This window comes from Aquimarina sp. 433 (genome assembly GCF_054054605.1).
On the sequence record NZ_JBSWZK010000003.1, the window covers coordinates 579,657 to 596,810 of the forward strand.

At 33.0% G+C, this 17,154-nt stretch carries 16 protein-coding genes; 3 read left to right on the forward strand and 13 right to left on the reverse strand.

Translation table 11 applies throughout. The annotated features are described in order from the left end of the window. Positions 1-7: 7 nt before the first annotated feature. The 4 genes from ACWNT5_RS09160 to ACWNT5_RS09175 are packed head-to-tail and all read right to left on the reverse strand — an operon-like array spanning position 8 to position 6,105. On the reverse strand, positions 8-727 hold the full coding sequence (locus tag ACWNT5_RS09160; protein WP_456517161.1) for a hypothetical protein: 720 nt from the start codon (positions 725-727) through the stop codon (positions 8-10). Between the two features lie 8 nt (positions 728-735). Beyond that, positions 736-1,386: a DinB family protein gene (locus ACWNT5_RS09165; protein WP_456517162.1), complete on the reverse strand. Its 651-nt coding sequence runs from the start codon at positions 1,384-1,386 to the stop codon at positions 736-738. A 39-nt stretch (positions 1,387-1,425) separates the two neighbouring features. Then, positions 1,426-3,594 (reverse strand): M3 family metallopeptidase, encoded by a 2,169-nt coding sequence (locus ACWNT5_RS09170; RefSeq protein ID WP_456517163.1) that lies wholly within the window; start codon positions 3,592-3,594, stop codon positions 1,426-1,428. Between the two features lie 30 nt (positions 3,595-3,624). Then, the gene (locus ACWNT5_RS09175) at positions 3,625-6,105 is read right to left on the reverse strand and encodes a M14 family metallopeptidase (RefSeq protein WP_456517164.1); all 2,481 of its coding nucleotides are present in this window, start codon (positions 6,103-6,105) and stop codon (positions 3,625-3,627) included. Positions 6,106-6,319: 214 nt separating this feature from the next. Between ACWNT5_RS09175 and bshC the strand changes: the two genes are divergently transcribed. Then, complete coding sequence (gene bshC, locus ACWNT5_RS09180; protein WP_456517165.1) at positions 6,320-7,915, forward strand: bacillithiol biosynthesis cysteine-adding enzyme BshC; 1,596 nt, start codon at positions 6,320-6,322, stop codon at positions 7,913-7,915. A 16-nt stretch (positions 7,916-7,931) separates the two neighbouring features. On the opposite strand, the gene ACWNT5_RS09185 is transcribed toward bshC, so the two are convergent. The 6 genes from ACWNT5_RS09185 to nfsB all read right to left on the reverse strand — a co-directional run bounded on the left by ACWNT5_RS09185 (position 7,932) and on the right by nfsB (position 12,161). Beyond that, positions 7,932-8,855 carry an LLM class oxidoreductase gene (locus ACWNT5_RS09185; protein ID WP_456517166.1) on the reverse strand — a complete coding sequence of 308 codons (924 nt, stop codon included), beginning with the start codon at positions 8,853-8,855 and terminating at the stop codon, positions 7,932-7,934. Positions 8,856-8,859: 4 nt separating this feature from the next. Beyond that, positions 8,860-9,654: an SDR family NAD(P)-dependent oxidoreductase gene (locus ACWNT5_RS09190; protein ID WP_456517167.1), complete on the reverse strand. Its 795-nt coding sequence runs from the start codon at positions 9,652-9,654 to the stop codon at positions 8,860-8,862. A 58-nt stretch (positions 9,655-9,712) separates the two neighbouring features. Next, positions 9,713-10,522 carry a DUF4437 domain-containing protein gene (locus ACWNT5_RS09195; RefSeq protein ID WP_456517168.1) on the reverse strand — a complete coding sequence of 270 codons (810 nt, stop codon included), beginning with the start codon at positions 10,520-10,522 and terminating at the stop codon, positions 9,713-9,715. Positions 10,523-10,856: 334 nt separating this feature from the next. Next, the gene (locus tag ACWNT5_RS09200) at positions 10,857-11,153 is read right to left on the reverse strand and encodes a putative quinol monooxygenase (RefSeq protein ID WP_456517169.1); all 297 of its coding nucleotides are present in this window, start codon (positions 11,151-11,153) and stop codon (positions 10,857-10,859) included. Positions 11,154-11,179: 26 nt separating this feature from the next. Next, positions 11,180-11,482: a DUF1330 domain-containing protein gene (locus ACWNT5_RS09205; RefSeq protein ID WP_456517170.1), complete on the reverse strand. Its 303-nt coding sequence runs from the start codon at positions 11,480-11,482 to the stop codon at positions 11,180-11,182. A 16-nt stretch (positions 11,483-11,498) separates the two neighbouring features. Beyond that, positions 11,499-12,161 carry an oxygen-insensitive NAD(P)H nitroreductase gene (gene nfsB, locus ACWNT5_RS09210; RefSeq protein ID WP_456517171.1) on the reverse strand — a complete coding sequence of 221 codons (663 nt, stop codon included), beginning with the start codon at positions 12,159-12,161 and terminating at the stop codon, positions 11,499-11,501. A 105-nt stretch (positions 12,162-12,266) separates the two neighbouring features. Here nfsB and ACWNT5_RS09215 point away from each other — a divergent pair, with 105 nt between their 5' ends. Further along, positions 12,267-12,602, forward strand: a complete 336-nt coding sequence (locus tag ACWNT5_RS09215; protein WP_299607231.1) for a winged helix-turn-helix transcriptional regulator — start codon at positions 12,267-12,269, stop codon at positions 12,600-12,602. 10 nt (positions 12,603-12,612) lie between these two features. On the opposite strand, the gene ACWNT5_RS09220 is transcribed toward ACWNT5_RS09215, so the two are convergent. Together ACWNT5_RS09220 and ACWNT5_RS09225 are read right to left on the reverse strand one after the other, a co-directional pair. Further along, positions 12,613-13,044, reverse strand: coding sequence for a GNAT family N-acetyltransferase (locus ACWNT5_RS09220; protein WP_456517172.1), 432 nt, complete (start codon positions 13,042-13,044; stop codon positions 12,613-12,615). Positions 13,045-13,108: 64 nt separating this feature from the next. After that, positions 13,109-14,959: a tetratricopeptide repeat protein gene (locus ACWNT5_RS09225; RefSeq protein WP_456517173.1), complete on the reverse strand. Its 1,851-nt coding sequence runs from the start codon at positions 14,957-14,959 to the stop codon at positions 13,109-13,111. Between the two features lie 355 nt (positions 14,960-15,314). On the opposite strand from ACWNT5_RS09225, the gene ACWNT5_RS09230 reads away from it, so the two are divergent. Further along, a complete protein-coding gene (locus tag ACWNT5_RS09230; RefSeq protein ID WP_456517174.1) occupies positions 15,315-16,334 on the forward strand; it encodes a ThuA domain-containing protein in 1,020 nt (339 codons plus the stop codon). A 17-nt stretch (positions 16,335-16,351) separates the two neighbouring features. On the opposite strand, the gene ACWNT5_RS09235 is transcribed toward ACWNT5_RS09230, so the two are convergent. Continuing rightward, the gene (locus tag ACWNT5_RS09235) at positions 16,352-17,125 is read right to left on the reverse strand and encodes a dienelactone hydrolase family protein (RefSeq protein ID WP_456517175.1); all 774 of its coding nucleotides are present in this window, start codon (positions 17,123-17,125) and stop codon (positions 16,352-16,354) included. Positions 17,126-17,154: the final 29 nt, after the last annotated feature.

Sequence of the window (17,154 nt, forward strand, 5' to 3'; positions counted from 1 at the left end):
GATGAATTTACACTTGTTTATTTTTTTTTGGAGTTGAATCATTTAAAATAATAAGCTTTTGCCATATTTTTCTACTCAATCCAGTCGTTAAAATTTCTATTTCATTTGCAGCATGTACTACTGTTTCTTCTGGAAGACTCTGTGAGTACAAAGCTGCTACTTTTCCTACTAATGCTGTCGCTTCTGAGCAATAGTCTAAATACCTCTGTAGCTCAAACCTTGTTAAAGTCCTTTTTGGAGAATTTTCAGTAGATGTATTATTACTATCAGTTAGGTTAGGATCCTTAGTGAGTTGATGCATATCGATAACATGAGCAATTCCTCTTAATTCATTGAGTGCTTTTAATGCTCTTTTGGTTTTTAACTTAGATTCTAAGGAAATAAGAAAGAAAATTGCCGCTCCTATCAAAATAATATCATTAAATATAGCTTCAGATAAGGAAACAATATTACCTAAAGTTGTATTTTGAATTTCCCAATTAATATAGGTAACACTATATACCAATCCACCTAATCCTACAAGAATAACCAGATATGCAAAAATTCTTAAGGATATATTTGGTTTAGAGATCCATTCTATATTCTGTTTACTATCTAGTGCTACGTGTAAAAAGTTGTGGCATACTTTTTCTAAACCTGAATTAGGAAATCTATCACGAATACGTTTTTCTAATAATGAAATCGTATCGATGATTTTTTCAGGTTGTAATTGCACATTTTTTTCCATTTATTTAATTAGGTAGGAAGCCTTTTTATAATAAACTTTATCTGTCCTCTATGATTAGATTCATGTTCACATACATGAAACCATTTCGCATAATTATTAGTTGGTTGATTACTAAAAAAAGGTTCGGATTTCATGATCCACGTATCATCTCTTTTTGCAAATTCTTTTTTGGTGACCTCTCTTACTTCTTTAAGCGTTTGGAGATAATAATTAATAGGATTTCCTTTAATTATTTCTCTTCCTTTTTTGCCTAAACCACTTGCGATATCCCATTCTTTTTTAATGTCCTCATCCCATTTACCCCAAGGAATTTCATCAAAAGTATTAAGTTGATAGTATCTTTCTGTAGCTGCTAGATGTAATAACATAGCACCAATAGAATTAGATTGTTCATCTATTTGAAAATCTAATTGTTCTATGGTAAGATCTTTTACGGTTCTGATAACCCAAGCTCTCATCATGGTCATAGTAGATAATAGAGTGCCAATCTGAGGAGAGTACCCTTTCTGAGGACCAACTAAGTAGATGTTATCCGTGGTGTCTGGAAGAACTGCTTCATTTGTAAAACTCATCAATGGAGTAGTAGCAATACCTGCTGCCAATATTGATGATCCTTTAATGAATTTTCTTCTAGTTGTAGTCTTTGATTCTTTCATCATCTTTCAGTTTTTTATGAGTCTCAATTAGAAATACTAATTTTAATTTCCGCTGACTGGAAATCCACGATCCCTCATTAGCGCTTCTATGTTAGCTTCTCTACCACGAAATAGCTTATAAGCTTCTGCAGGATCCATGGCGTTACGAGGAGCAAAAAGATATTTTACTAGTTTGGCTGCCAGATCTTTATCATAAAAGCCATTAGGAGCTTCTGCAAATGCCTCAGCGGCATCGGCTGTGAGAACATCTGCCCACATATATCCATAATAGGCTGTAGCATATCCTTCTCCAGAAAATACATGTCCAAAATGAGGAGTACGATGACGCATTACCAGTTCTTTAGGCATTTTTAGTTCGGATAAAGTTTCTTTTTCGAACGCATCTACATCAATATTAGTTGGGTCAGCTAAGTGAAATTTCATATCCATCAAAGCGGAAGCTAGATATTCGGTGGTGGCAAAACCTTGATTAAAGGTAGCTGCTTTTTTAACTTTTTCAACTAGTTCTTTTGGCATAGGTTCGCCGGTCTTAAAGTGCACTAAATATGTATTGATAACTTTATCTGTAGCTAACCAACGCTCTAATAATTGTGATTGAAATTCTGTGTAATCACGTACACCACCGTTTAATGTAGGATATCTCACTTCAGAAGAGAAAAAGTGTAGTGCATGACCGAACTCATGAAAAAATGTTTCTGCATCGTCCCAAGAAACTAAGACAGGTTCTCCAGGAGCAGGTTTAACAAAATTAGAGTTATTAGAGGCTAAAACAGTTTTTTTACCATCAAAGGTGGTATGACTTCTATAAGTTGTAGCCCAAGCTCCAGAACGTTTTCCTGTTCTTGCAAAAGGATCTAAATACCACAGACCAATATGCTCTCCAGAGGATTTATCGTTTACCTCCCAAACATGTACATCTTCATGGAAAACAGGAACACTTCCTTCAGGAACTGGAGTGAACTTGTAATTGAATAATTCTCCTGCCACAAAGAACATAGCTTCCCTGAGTTTGTCTAATTGTAGATATTGTTTTACTTCATCAGAATCAAGATCATATTTTTGTTTTCTTACTTTTTCTGCATAATATCTATAGTCCCAAGGTTCTATGGTAATATCATCTTTATTGTTATTAGCAATGGCTTGCATGTCTGAAACTTCTTCTTTTACGCGTGCAATGGCAGCCGGCCATACCTCGTTCATTAGCTTCATTGCATTTTCGGGGTTTTTTGCCATACGGTTTTGTAATCTCCAATCTGCATAGTTATCATACCCTAACAATCCAACACGCTCTTTTCGAAGCTGTAGTATTTTTGCAATATTCTCATTGTTATCTTTTTCATCTCCATTATCACCGCGAGAATAATAATTTTTCCAAACTTGCTCTCGTAACTTTCTTTCGGTAGAATATTTTAGAAAAGGGTCCATTGAAGATCTAGTATTCGTAACTGCATACATGTTTTGCTTTCCTCTATCATTAGCAGCTTTTTCATAAGCTTTAATTAAGGGGTCGGATAATCCTCCTAATTGATCTTTGGATAGGTAGGTTACATAACCTTCTTCGTCTGCTAAAATGTTATTAGAAAAGTTGGTGTATAACTCTGATAATTCTTTATTAATGGCAGCGTACCTTTTCTTTTTTTCTTCATCCAATTCAGCTCCATTCATAGCAAATTGCTCATAAATTAATTGTACTACTCTTTGTTGATCGTCTTCTAATGGTTCCTTTTTTGAGTTATCGTATACTGATTTTATTCGTTGGAATAAAATCTTGTTTTGTGAGATTTTAGATCGAAAATCTGATAATTTTGGAGCCATTTCCTTCTGAATTTCTCTAAATTCGGGAGAGGATAGATTACTACTTAAAATACCATAGTAAGTAAAAACTCTATTAAGTTCTTTTCCAGACTTTTCGAACGGAACAATTGTATTCTCAAAAGTTGGACTTTCTTGGTTTGCAGTGATAGCATCAATATCTGACAGATTTAGTTTTATTCCTTTTTCTAAAGCTGGTTTGATATCTGAAATTTTCATTTTGTCAAAGGCGGGAACTCCTCCATAAGGTCCTGTCCATTCTTTTAATAAAGTATTTTCTGTATCAGTAGTTTCAGGTTGTAAATTTTCCACACTTTCTTTCTTTTTATTACAACTAGTTGTTATGATCAGGGAACAGATCAATAACTTAAATATTTTTGAGATGTGTTGAGCATTCATAAATTGAATATATTGAGTAAGTCGTTTATGCTAAATTCTAAACTTATTATTGTTGGTTAGGAATATAGCATTTACAAAAAATAGTTTTCCATTTTGCCAAAAGGATCTAAACAAAGGATTGTCTACTAAATAAACAATACTTCCGCTTCCCATTCTAGCCTCTCCAAAAACTAATGAATTTTTAAGTCCTTTTAATGCATCTTTTCCAGAAAACCCAGAAACACTTGTAGGCTCTTGTATATAGGCAACATTATATCCGTTTTGGAGAAATTTATAAGAACTACTTCCTAATTTAAGACTGAAATAAGTGTCGCTATATCCAAATGCTAATGGGTGCGATGGATCAACTTTGGTTTTATAGATACTTCCTGTTATAAAGTTTTTTACGCTTTCTCGCTCACGTTTATCATAAGGAATTAGATTTCCTAAAGAATCTTTTTTCTTTTCTTTTGGTTTATTGTGCTTAAGATCAAATCCATCTTTATTTGCAAAAGCACTCACTGCATTGGCAATTGCAATTACTTTTCCTCCACTTCTAATCCAACTTTTTAGTTTGTTTAGAGCGCTTTCATCTAAATAACCACCGTAATAGCCATTAGGTAGTATTAGCACATCATATTTGCTTAAATCTACTCTTTTAAAATAATCAGTATCAATAGAGGTAATGGGATATTGAAGCTGTTTTTCAAAGAAATGCCAAATCTCACCATAACTTAATGATGAGGTGTAATTTCCTTTTAATACAGCTATACGTTGATTGTTAATTAGTTTTACATCTGGTGATCCAAAGTCTACTCCATTATTAGCAAAGCTGGTTGCTGCAGCGTGTAACTTTCTATTATGTTTGCTAGCAATATCAATCACCGTTTTGTCATAATCTTTTGTTTTACGATTATCACTTTTAGTAATGATAAGACTTCCTTTTTTAAATTGTACACCATTATTAGTGAAGTCTTTCTCACTGAATCTAACTTTTATCTTATTTCTTAATAGTTCTGCTAGGAAAGCAGCATCGTCCATACTATTCCATTTAGAAATATATCCAGCACCAGAGGTATTAGCAGTATTATTAGCCTTCACAGAAGATTTTGTTGCATTTGCTGTTATTAATGAAGTAGAAGCGATAGCTTCTAAACCATAAGCATGCGGGATGCTCCAAGCGGTAATATCATAAGTAAGAGGATCATTTAACTTTGCATCTGGCTCAAATAATACTTTTACCATTTTACCTTTTGGTTGATCCGTACTTACGACCAAAGCACCTTTTGCATCTATACTACCTTGTTTATTTTCCCTAAAATTAAAACCAGATATTTTTGCACTATTTGTATACCCATATTTGATCTCATGTTTGTCCAATAACTCAGTTAAAGCATTGATCTTATCGGCAGTTCCATTCAATACATAACTTTTATATTTAAGCGCAGCATTATTAAAGAATTTTTTAAATTCAGTGTTTAATTTCTCCGCATTTTTGGAAGATATTTCTACCGTAGATAATCCAGTAGTAGTATGATGTAGTGCACGATCTTTTAAAGTAAGAACATATCCTTCATCGGTTTGGATCCCTAAACCGGCACGACCATGCCCAGCTTGCTCGTAAGTCATTCCTATTGCTCCCATAAAAGTAGGATAGGTATCACCATAACTAGGATATAATAGGTCAAAACGTTCTCTTGTAAAAAACAACCAACCTTCTGCATCAAAATATTTCGCATGATTTTTTCCTATCTGAGTCTGGAAATCACGCTGCCATGGAGTTATGATCTCATGGAACGGTTCTGCTGCTGGAGCAAAATAATAAGGTTCATTAATTCCTTGTTCATGGAAATCTACATGAACATGAGGCATCCATTTGTTATAAGCAGTTAGTCTACTGTAAGATTCTACCTGTGTAGCCCATGCCCAATCTCTATTCAAATCAAAAAGATAATGATTTGGTCTTCCGCCTGGCCAAGGTTCATTATGTTCAGTAGCATTTTGATCCGTATTATATGGTGTTGCTTTTACTTGATTGTACCAATTAGCATATCGATCTCTACCATCTGGATTTACACAGGGATCTATAATAACCACTGTATTTTGTAGCCAATCTTTTTTTGTGGTTATTAATTCATAAATAGTTGTCATAGCAGCTTCTGTGCTTGAAGCTTCATTTCCATGTACATTATAACTCAACCAAACTATCGCAACTTTTGGCGTACTATTACCACTAACAATTCCAGTATTTTTAAGATGGTCTAATCTTATGTTTTCTATGTTTGATTGATTCTCTTTGCTAGTTACGATAGCATAGGTTAGAGGTCTTCTCTCATTAGTCTTTCCATACTTATGATACGTAACTAAATCAGAGTTGTCAGCAACATGCTTGAAATAATTAATAACCTCTGCATGACGTGTAAATTGACTTCCAATTTCATAACCAAGAAATTGCGCTGGCGATTGAAGTGTGTTTTGAGCATATGCCCAAGAAGAAACAATAAATAGTAGTGTGAAGAGTGTTTTTTTCATTGATGAGTTTTTAATTTTGGTAAAATACCGCCTTAAATTTAGGATATATATTGTATTAACTAAAATTTAGTATTTAAGATATCCTTATTCTTAATATTTCTGTTTTCAAAAGTAATGTGTTCTGGTAAATTCTGCTTTTACTATTAAAAAAAATATAAAATAATCCATGCAATAACAATCTCTTGTATATTTATCGATCAAAAAAGAACACCCTATGCCAAGTGACTGTATTCCGTTTAGAAAAACAAATTACTTTTCTTCATTTATTTGTGATTACTTAGACGAAAAAGCCGAGCTAAAAGAGTTTTATCATAGATTTCCTAAATTAGAAAGTTTCGAGGCGCAGATTTTAGAAAAACAACAGTCATTTTCTGATCAAAATCGTTCTGTTTTACAACAATCTTTAATTGCTCAATATGAAGACTTTAAAGTGACTTCGAGTACTAAAGAGAATTTAGATAAGCTATCTAATCACAATACATTTACAGTTACTACTGGACATCAATTAAACCTGTTTACAGGTCCTTTATATTTCTTATATAAAATAGTTTCTACAATTAATCTATCGATTACTTTAAAAGAAAGATATCCTAATTATGACTTCGTGCCAGTATATTGGATGGCCACTGAAGATCATGATTTTGATGAGATTAATTATTTTAATTTCAAAGGAAAAAAGATTCAATGGAATCGACCAGACGGAGGAGCTGTTGGAGTTTTCGAAACTGAAGGTTTGGATAAAGTTTTTGAAATATTTTCGGCCGAATTAGGATCTGGCCGGAATGCAGAAAAGTTGAGGTCTTTATTTCAGGAGGCATATTTGAATCATCATAATTTGGCGGATGCAACTAGATATTTGGCGAATGAATTATTTGGAGAATATGGATTAGTTATTGTAGATGGAGATGATAAAGAATTGAAACGACTATTTATTCCTTTTGTACAAAAAGAACTAGAAGATCAAGTTTCTTACAAAAATGTTTTACCAAAAGCTGAAAAGTTAGCTGCAAAAGGATATAAAATACAGGTAAACCCACGTGAAATTAATTTGTTTTACCTCTCTGAAGGTATTCGGGAAAGAGTTATTGAAAAGGAAGGGAGTTATTATGTAAATGATACTGATATCGTTTGGAGTAAGAACGAAATATTACAAAAGCTTCAGGATACTCCAGAACAGTTTAGTCCCAACGTGATGATGCGACCACTGTATCAAGAAGTTATTTTACCAAACTTATGTTATATTGGAGGAGGAGGAGAACTAGCATACTGGTTAGAGCTCAAGGATTATTTTGATAATGTTCAGATTCCATTCCCGATGTTATTGTTGCGTAATTCTGTATTAATGCAAACAGCAAAACAATCTGCGAAAATTGAAAAATTAGCTGTAACCACCACAGAATTATTTTTAAAACAGCATGAGCTCATTAATAGAAAAGTACGACAGATATCTAATATAGATATTAATTTTGATCCGCAACGTAATCATTTAAAAGAGCAGTTTAAAGCAATGTATGAGTTAGCAGAGAAAACGGATGTTACCTTCAAGAATGCTGTAAAAGCGCAAGAAGTAAAACAACTTAAGGGATTAGATATGTTAGAAAAGAGATTGCTAAAAGCTCAGCGATTAAAGTTAAAAGACCATGTAGGTAGATTAACTAATATTCAAAATGAATTATTTCCTAACCAGAGTTTGCAAGAACGTACTACAAATTTTTCTGAAATGTATTTAGAATATGGAGAGGAACTAATTCCAATGTTATTGAAATATTTAGATCCTTTAAAAGGAGAGTTTGCAGTGATAACAAATTAGGTTGCTTATCATATTCTTATTTAAAATTGGGAACTAAACTTTCTCCTAGCTCTTCTATTACATCACTCGCAGGCCTAGATCCGTATTTTAGATTAATAATTACATGATTAACTCCAGAGGATTCTAAAGTTTTTAGATGTTCTATAGCGTAAGATATTCCTGATTGGAATCCCAAATGAATTCCCTTTGGAGTTGCTTCAGGATCTTCTAATAAATCAATATATAGAGATTGCATATAAGGTTTCCAAGGTTGTTCGTTTTTTTCTAAAGCGTTTAACCAATCAGACATAGTACCTTGTAAGAAAGCAAAATCTCTCGGATAGTATAGCCAACCATCTGCATTTTTTGCAATCCAATCTAGAGACTGTCCGGAATGACCGGTTACCAGCATTGGAGTCGTATACTCTGATTTTGGAAGTAAGTCAATTCTGCCATCAATTACACCATAATATCTAGATTGATGTAATGGGAAATCATTTTGTAATGCTTTTATATATTGAAAACTATCACGAAAAAGTTCGCTCTTTTCATGTAGTTTATAGTTGAATGCTGGATATTCTATAGGACGATCTCCTGATGCAGCCCCAATAATAATTCTTCCTTTAGATAGGTGTTGTAAACTTTGGATGGATTTTGCTGTATGAATTGGATGTCGCAAGGGAAGAATTATACTTCCTGTAGCGAGCATAATATCTTTAGTTTGATTCATCATGTGAGTCATATAGATCCAAGGATCATATAATTGTCCTGCATCACCAAAAGAAGGATCATGAAATGGAACATCACGGAACCATAGCGCTTTAAAACCAAGTTCTTCAGCTCTTTTTGCAAGTTTTTCTTGGTTCTCCATTTTTGCTATTGCTCCCTGATACGATTCTAGTGGAAATACGAGTCCTAAACTTAACTTATTTTTGGAAGCTATTTTTTGTAATGACTTCATATTTCTATGATAAAATTGAATTGGTAATTGCTATTAATTCTTTGATTTTATTGGAGTCATATGCATCAGGATGCGCTTGCGAGAAAATACCTTTATCATTATCAAAATATTTACCAGAACTATTGCTGTGCTCATCAGAAATAGCTAGACTACATAAGATATTTACACCTTTCTCTGGAGGAGCCCAATGGGTTCCATATGCTTCCTGAACCATACGAGTATTAAGTAATGAACCTGGATTTACCGCGATGATATTAATATCGCTGTATTCCTTGGCAAGATGGAAACTCCACATAGTCAATGCAAGCTTACTTTCTGCATAAGCTTCTTGTTCCGATAATGCTATAGAATTGGATAGCGCTTCAAGTTGAACGGATGATTGCGCGGCAGAACTAAGATTGATGATTCTTGGCGAAGTACCTTTTTGTAAAAGTGGAATTAGTTTTTTGGTAAGGAGAAAAGGAGCAAGGTAATTTACTACAAATCTAATGTCTATGCCATTTTCATTATGTGATATTTTACTTTTAAAAACCCCAGCATTATTTATCAATACATCAATATGTGATACTTCTTTCTCAATTTCAAGCACCATTTTTTCTACACTATCTAAATTGGAAAGATCTGCTAAAAACCCATTTGTATTTTTATTACCTGTACTTTCTTGAATTTCTAGAATTGTATTTTCTAGTTTTTGTTTGTTTCTGCCATGTACAAAAACGCTATGTCCTTGTTTGGCTAGTTCGATAGCTGTTAATTTTCCAATTCCGTCTGTACTACCTGTGATAAATATGGTTTTCATAAGAATGATTTATTTTGAAATTTGCTTTGCAAGACCTTCTTTGTGTTTTACATATATGTTAGACTCCTATAACTTTAATACTTCCATTGGTTTTTATATAAAGAAGTACCTCTTGGTTGTTTTTGTTGTTAAGAGTATGAATGGCTTTATCCGTTGATCCAAAGTAACTTCCAGTGTCCAGAACTTTTGTTTCATTACTGCTGGGCATTACGTAATTCAGTTCTCCCTTAATAAGTACCGAATGCAAAACAGAACCATTACTTTCTATTTGTCCATTAAAGTTTTCGGGTAGTTTTATAAAAATACCTCTCATATGATCTTCGGATTTACGATCCCATAAAAAGCTGATTTTCGCATTACTAGAAGAAGATATCCAATCAGATTGATGATGATCTAACCAAACTATATTCGTAATATCAATATTTATAGGCCGTTCACCACTGTCAAAGGCTTCTTCTATTGGTTTTACAAGGTAAGGTCCCTTATCAATTTCTACCAAAGCGATATTCTCAGTTCCTTTTGCAGAAGTAATATGAGCTTCTCCCTTAGGTTGTGTCCAGAAACTACCAGTTTTCATCCACATATTTTCTGCCTTAGGGTCGTCGTTATGTATACTCCCTTTAATAACTACTGCTCTATACGTAGCGTTATGAATATGCGGAGGAGATGAAAAACCATCTACGAATTTAGCAAGAAATCCAGTAGGTACTTCCTCTTTTCGATCGCCCCAAATAGTTCCTGCCTGTGGACTTTGATCACCACGAGCTGGATTTAACTTTTCCCAGACAATTTCTGAGCTTAAAAGAACTTTATTAGTGTGTTTGGTGATATTCTTAGGCTTTGATTCAATCTTCGTAGTCTCCTCCATGGAATTATTTTCCTGCTTACAGGATACTGATAATAATATTATTGAGGGAATAAAAAATAAAATTGATTTCTTATGAAACTTCCTAAAAAAGAAATGTGAATAGATCATTTTAATATGAATTTAAATTATTATTTCTTGGAAAAAGCTATGAGCTTGCTAGATGAAAAAAGGAGTTTAAAAAAACCTTATTTTTATGAGTAGTAAAACACATACCTTCTATTTATTAAAGATAAAACCAGGTGCTTTTTTATCAGTGCGGTTATGTAAAAAACATTAACTCTATTGCTTTAATCAAGCTTGTTTTCAAGAAAATACTTCTTAAGTATAGCATGTATTATCTAATTAAAGTCATTTCATGCAGGGTAAATTCTTCTACCGCTCCATCAGTGGCTTCCATGTATGAAGCTAGATGAGAATTATTCATATGTTGCTGCCATAATTCTCTGCTTTCCCAGTTCTCATAAAACAGAAATAAGTTTTCATTTTCATTATCCTGATGTAAGTCGTAGTTGATACAACCTTTTTCTGCTCGGGTAATATCTATAAGTTTTAGTAATTCAGTTTTTACTAAATCTCTTTTCTCTTCCTTTGCAAGAATTTTTGCAACAATGGTAAGTTTTTGTGTTGTCATCTTTTTTTATTTAAATCGTTTTTATACTAAGCTAAATCATCTTTTGCTTCTATGAGAAAATGATGGCTTATAGCACCAGATGTTCTGGCTTCTAGATGAGGAGCATACTCAGGATCTTTCATAAAGTTAGTAGCTGCTTCTTTAGAAGGCCATGCTAAAATGATCCTAAGTGCTGCATTTTGTGCTTGTCCCTCTATTTGTTCGTGGGAAGTTGTTCTTGCTAAATATTTTCCACCATGTTTTTTTACAATATCTCCAGACACGGAAACATAATCAGAAACCCATTCATTATTGGTTGGTGTTACATCTAATACAGAATAATATGCCATGATTTTATTTTTTAAGTTAGTTTAATAGGGTGATGATTTCCTCTTCTGGTAATCTAGATTTTGGAGTTTTGTTCGGAATGTTAAAGTCTGACTCATCGCGATAACCTAAAGCTACCACTGCTACAGAAGTAAAACCTTTTTTACGTAAATCGAATTCTTCGTCCAATGCTTTTAGGTCTACACCTTCCATAGGAAGAGCATCTATACCTAGCGTTGCTGCTCCAAGTAAAAAATTACCGATATTTAGATATACTTGTTTTTCTAGCCAATGCTGAAAATCTTTCACATCGTAGCGATGAATATCAGCAAAAATATTTCTAGCGTTGTATACATTTTGTTTAATCTCATCATTCGGAAATCGTTTATTTTGATCTTCTTGCTGCAATAGGTGCTGCATATATTCTTCATCAGCACTAGTTTTAGAACAAAATAGAACAACGTGGGAAGCCTTTAAGATTTTTGGTTCATTAAAATGAAAAAAGCCTTGTGCTCCTTTAGCAATTCTGCTTTTTCCTTCTTCCGTATTGGCAATTACAAAATGCCAAGGTTGAATATTGGTACTAGATGGACTATATCTTAGTAGCGCTTTTAATTGTTCAAAATTATCATCAGAAATTTTTTTGTTTGGGTCAAAACTCTTAGTTGAGTACCTCCAATTAAGTATTTTCTTTATATCCATTTTATTACTATAAAAATTATAGTAGCAAAACTAACTATAGTTTAATACCTTTGCAATAACGGTCAAAAATGATAGTATAAGAAAATGAAAGAATCTGCACCAAAAATGTTAAAATTTAAGGGTAAAGAGTATCCTTGTTGTGCCAGCTTAACTATGGGGATCATAGGAGGAAAGTGGAAAACAGTAATATTGTTTCATTTGCTCGATGGCACGCTTAGATATAGTGAGTTACGAAAGGAGATGCCAACAGTTACGGAGCGTACTTTAAGTCTTCAGTTAAAAGCACTAGAAGAAGACGGGTTAATTCATAGAAAAGTATATACTTCTAAACCTCCATTAAAGGTAGAATATTCCTTAACAGATTTTGGTAAAACTTTAACACCATTAATTCAATCGATAGCTAATTGGGGAGATTTCGTTTTAGAAAATTATGCTGATTAGAAACTTTTATCTAAGAACTTAGATCTTTTGAGAAATATATTCGTCTGTGTCCCTCGGGAAAGTTATTAATTTCTCCTATTGGTTGGTACCCATTTTTTAGGTAAAAACCTTCTGCTTGGAAGTCAAAAGTGTCTACCATAGCTGTTTTTACACCTTTTGTTTTAGCGAGATGTTCTACATGGGCTAGTAATCGAGATCCAATTCCATTTTTTCTATAAGATTCTTTTATCCATAGTATTTTAATTTCTAATCCATTCCAGTATCCAATACCTCCTAAAATTCCACCTATTTCTTCTCTGTCAGAATTTGTAGCTACAAACTCCAAAGGAGTCCACATCTCTGAAAGAGCAGCTACTTTGCCAAGGTTATAAGAATTAAGTCCATCAACTATGGTTTTTATATTTTCTTTATTACAGGGGTTGATGGTAAATTCTGGTATCATTTGCTTTTTTCTAAGAAATCGTGCGCAATGTAATAAGTTTTAATAGATAAACTTTAATTGACTATTATAAGTTTAGAATTATGTCAATTAGAACATTATTGCTTGGAATTTCCAGTTTTTTACGTAATCGATACCGTGCTTTTCGAACACCTTCTTGTGTGATATTTAGAATGGTGGCAATTTCTTTAGAGGATAGGTTCATTTTAAGCAGGGCCATAAGACGTAATTCATTGGTGGTAACATTAGGGTACTGGTTTTTAATTTTGCTGTAGAAATCTTTATGAATTTGTTCAAAATGTTTTTTGAAGTGATCCCAGTGATGATCATCTTTAAAATCGAAGTTTATAATCTGAAGTACTTTTTGATAATTGTATTGTGCATTTTGATCTTCAGCAAATCTCATTACTTCTACCTCTTCTTTTAAGTGCTCTAAAACTTTATTCTTTTTTACAAGACGAAGAGAGTTGGTGGTTAGCTCCTTGTTCTTAGTATCTAATTCTTTGCTTAATAATGCTTTTTCGAGACAACTAAGTTTAAATTTTTTTCTAAAAAAGAATACGAAAATTCCAAGTGTCAAGACTCCAATTCCAAGACTCAAGGTCAATAATAGATTTTTGGATTTTGCATATTCATTTTCTTTCTCTAATTCATGAATTTTAAGTTCCTTTTTGTTTGTTTGAAATTGAGTTTCTAGTACTCTAGCTTGCGCCTTTTTTTCTATGGAATCTAACGAGTCCTTAATTTTTGATAGGTTTTTGTAGTATTGATAAGCAGCTACACTATTGTTCGATTTTTCTGCTAATAATGCTAGCGTTTTATTTGCTTCTTTTTCAGTGTTGAGGTCTAAAGCTATCTTTGCAGATCGTAGTGATTTTTCTGCATAATAATTGGCAGAGTCTAGTTGATTTAGTTCTAATAATGATTTCGCAATATAATTTTGAGTGCTTGCTTTTTGAATATGATCCCCTTTATTGCTGAAGTTTTGTAATGCTCGTTTTAGGTGTAGAAGTCCTTTGTTGTAACGTTTCATATGGTAATAAGTGTTGCCAATATCCGATTCTATTAACGCAATCGTTTTTGGACTTTCTATTCTAAATGATAAAGATTTTTGGAGGTAACTTAATGCTTTAGTATGATTACCCAAACCATTATAACTAATTCCTATATTTCTTAGAGTTGCACTTAAATGGGTTTTGTTTCCAGTTTCTCTTATAACAGGTAGTGATTCCTCTAAATATTTCAATGCTTTATCGTACTCTTCTTGTTTTATTAATATATTGCTAATCTTAAAGTAGGTACGGGCGATACCTGACTTATTTTTTAATTTTTCATATAGTTGATTTGCTTTTATATAATATTCTAACGCTTTCTTTTGGTATTTCATGAGACTGTATGAAACCCCTGTATTTTCAATAGATTTTATATAAGAGATAGAATCATTTAATGATATGAATATGTTGCCAGCTGCGTTGAAGCTTTCAATAGCATCATAGTATTGATTTAAATGATTATGAACTACACCAATTTGATGAAATGCAGAAGCTTGCCCCCAAGAATGATCTATTTCTTGGTTGATTTTCAAGGCTTTTTCAAAATGAACTAATGCAGAATCATATTCTTTTTGATAATAATATACTACCCCAAGACAGTTGTAAGAACCGGCCATCCCTCGCGGTTTGTTAATATTTTGAGCTATTTTTAAAGCTGTTCTAATTTGTTTTTTAGCTAATAATGAATTCGAAGTAGCGTATTGTATTCCAAGATCATTAAAGGCTTTGATTAAAGTGGTGTCGGGAGTATTTTTATTCTTTGTTATTCGATATAGGCTATCTACTATTTTTTGATTTTGAGCTGAAGCATTAGTATAAACTAATATCACTAAACAGAGTATGCTTCTTGCACCAAAAAACTTCATTATCTAGGGTATGGAGGTTAAAAGAGGGGCAAAAATAATTTATTGTTCAAAAACTTGATGGTCGTTAACACATAGGTAATGTAATCTTAAAATTAAGATTCTTATTGAACACAGCTGTTGGCTTTTAGCTTAATTTGTTATGATTAAAAAAGTAGATAGAAAAGAGTGCCTGGTAAATAGAATACTAACGTTGTGTATAACAGTTTTTCATAGTGGTTTGTTTTGAGGTCTTACTTTTTAATACATATGTGTTATATCATTTATAAACGCAAAACCTTAATTAGATTAGGGGTAATATTACGGATTAAATAATTTTAATTAGATAATAACGTTATGATAACAAACTCCAATCGTCATGAAATTATATACTCTTTTTACAGCCTTATTGTTGATATTAACTATGAACCTTTTTGCTCAGGAAAAGGTATTAGTGTTTACTAAAACTAATGGTTTTACACATCCCTCAATTGGTGCTGGAATTACAATGATTCGAGATCTAGGAAATGATAATGGTTTGTGGATAACTGATGATACTGATGATGCAAATGCTTTTACAGATGCTAATCTGTCTCAATATGCAGCCGTTATTTGGTGTAATACGAGTGGTAATAATTTATTGAATGCTTCTCAACGGGAAGCTTTTGAAAATTTTATAGCCTCCGGTGGTGGTTTCCTAGGGATTCACGCGGCTACTGATACATACAGAGATCGAAGCTGGCCTTTTTATAATGAGCTCGTTGGTGGTATTGTACAATCTGGCCCTAATCATACCAGTAATAATTTTAATGCAGATATGACTATTGTAAATTCCCATCCATCTGTAGATTTTATTGGAAGCGTTGGTGATATTTGGAATAAATCGGAGGAATATTATTACTGGAAGAATAATGGAGGTCAGCTATTTAATGGTAATATAGATGTATTAATGGTTGAATCTACAGGTTCTAATGATTATGATGAGGCGAGACCCATTTCCTGGTATAAAGAATATGCAGGAGGAAGGTCTTTTTATACAGCTTTAGGGCACAATTCGAGTGACTATACGAATAATACAAATTTTATAAAGCATGTAGAGGAAGGTATAAAATATGTTATTGGAAATACGTTAAGTGTTGGCGGTCCAGAGCAAGAAATACCCCTTCAGATTGCCCCAAACCCAGTTCAAGACGTTATGCGACTTTCTACTTCAGGAATGCTTAGTTCTAAATCATTAATGATTTATAATGTAAATGGAAAGCTTGTTTATAAAAGTGAAATTCCTGCAGAAGTTTCCTATACAGATATTAACCTCGAAAAATTAGCTAGCGGTTTATATATAGGAAGTCTCATATCCAATAATGAACAAAGCACTTTTAAATTTGTAAAAAGGAATTAGAATATCATCTAAATAAATTAATTCCAGACCTCATTCTGTAACCATGGAATACTGGTTTTCAGGATGTCTTTGTATTCACAGGCTTTTATATGAGTATTCCCTTCTGCCTCTACAAAGGTGATATTACACCCAAGTGCCTTTGCCTCTGTTATTCTTTTTCGAACTTTTTTGATAGGGAAGAATTTATCCTCAGTTCCTTGAATTACATATATAGGAATCTCTAATTTCTCTTCTACTTTGCAGTTCGACCCCATTAAAATCATTGCCGAAAAGATATCTTTGTAATCGTTGGCATACTGCCAGCCAGCAATGGCACCATTACTATATCCTACCAGTACTATTTTGTTTGGATCAATAGGCCAATTTTCTTTAGCTAAATCTATAAAATCTAAGATTCTTTTTTCCAGGTAATCCAATGTCCAGGTACGCCAAGCACCAGAAGGACTAAAAACAAAACCTCCTGCATCTTGCAAACCAGGAGTTACAAGGCAATTACTAAATTTTGTGTAGTTTTTACTGCCTACACCTCCATGGAGAACAATAAATAAAGGTACTTTTTCTCCTTCTTGAATTTTTGGAATTGTTAAATCATATTTCCATTCGGATTCTTTGTCGTTTACTTTTATAGTGCTAATACGATTACCGGGTGATAAAGGGATTGCTTTAAAGGAAGTTGCATCGATACTACTAACGTAATTTGCTTTTCCTCTAGTATCCAGCCCACTTTTGCATGATGTGCAGTTAATAAAAACAATACAACAAAAAATGCAGTATAAGATTGAAGATTTCATAGTTTTTCTATAAATATACTAACTATGTC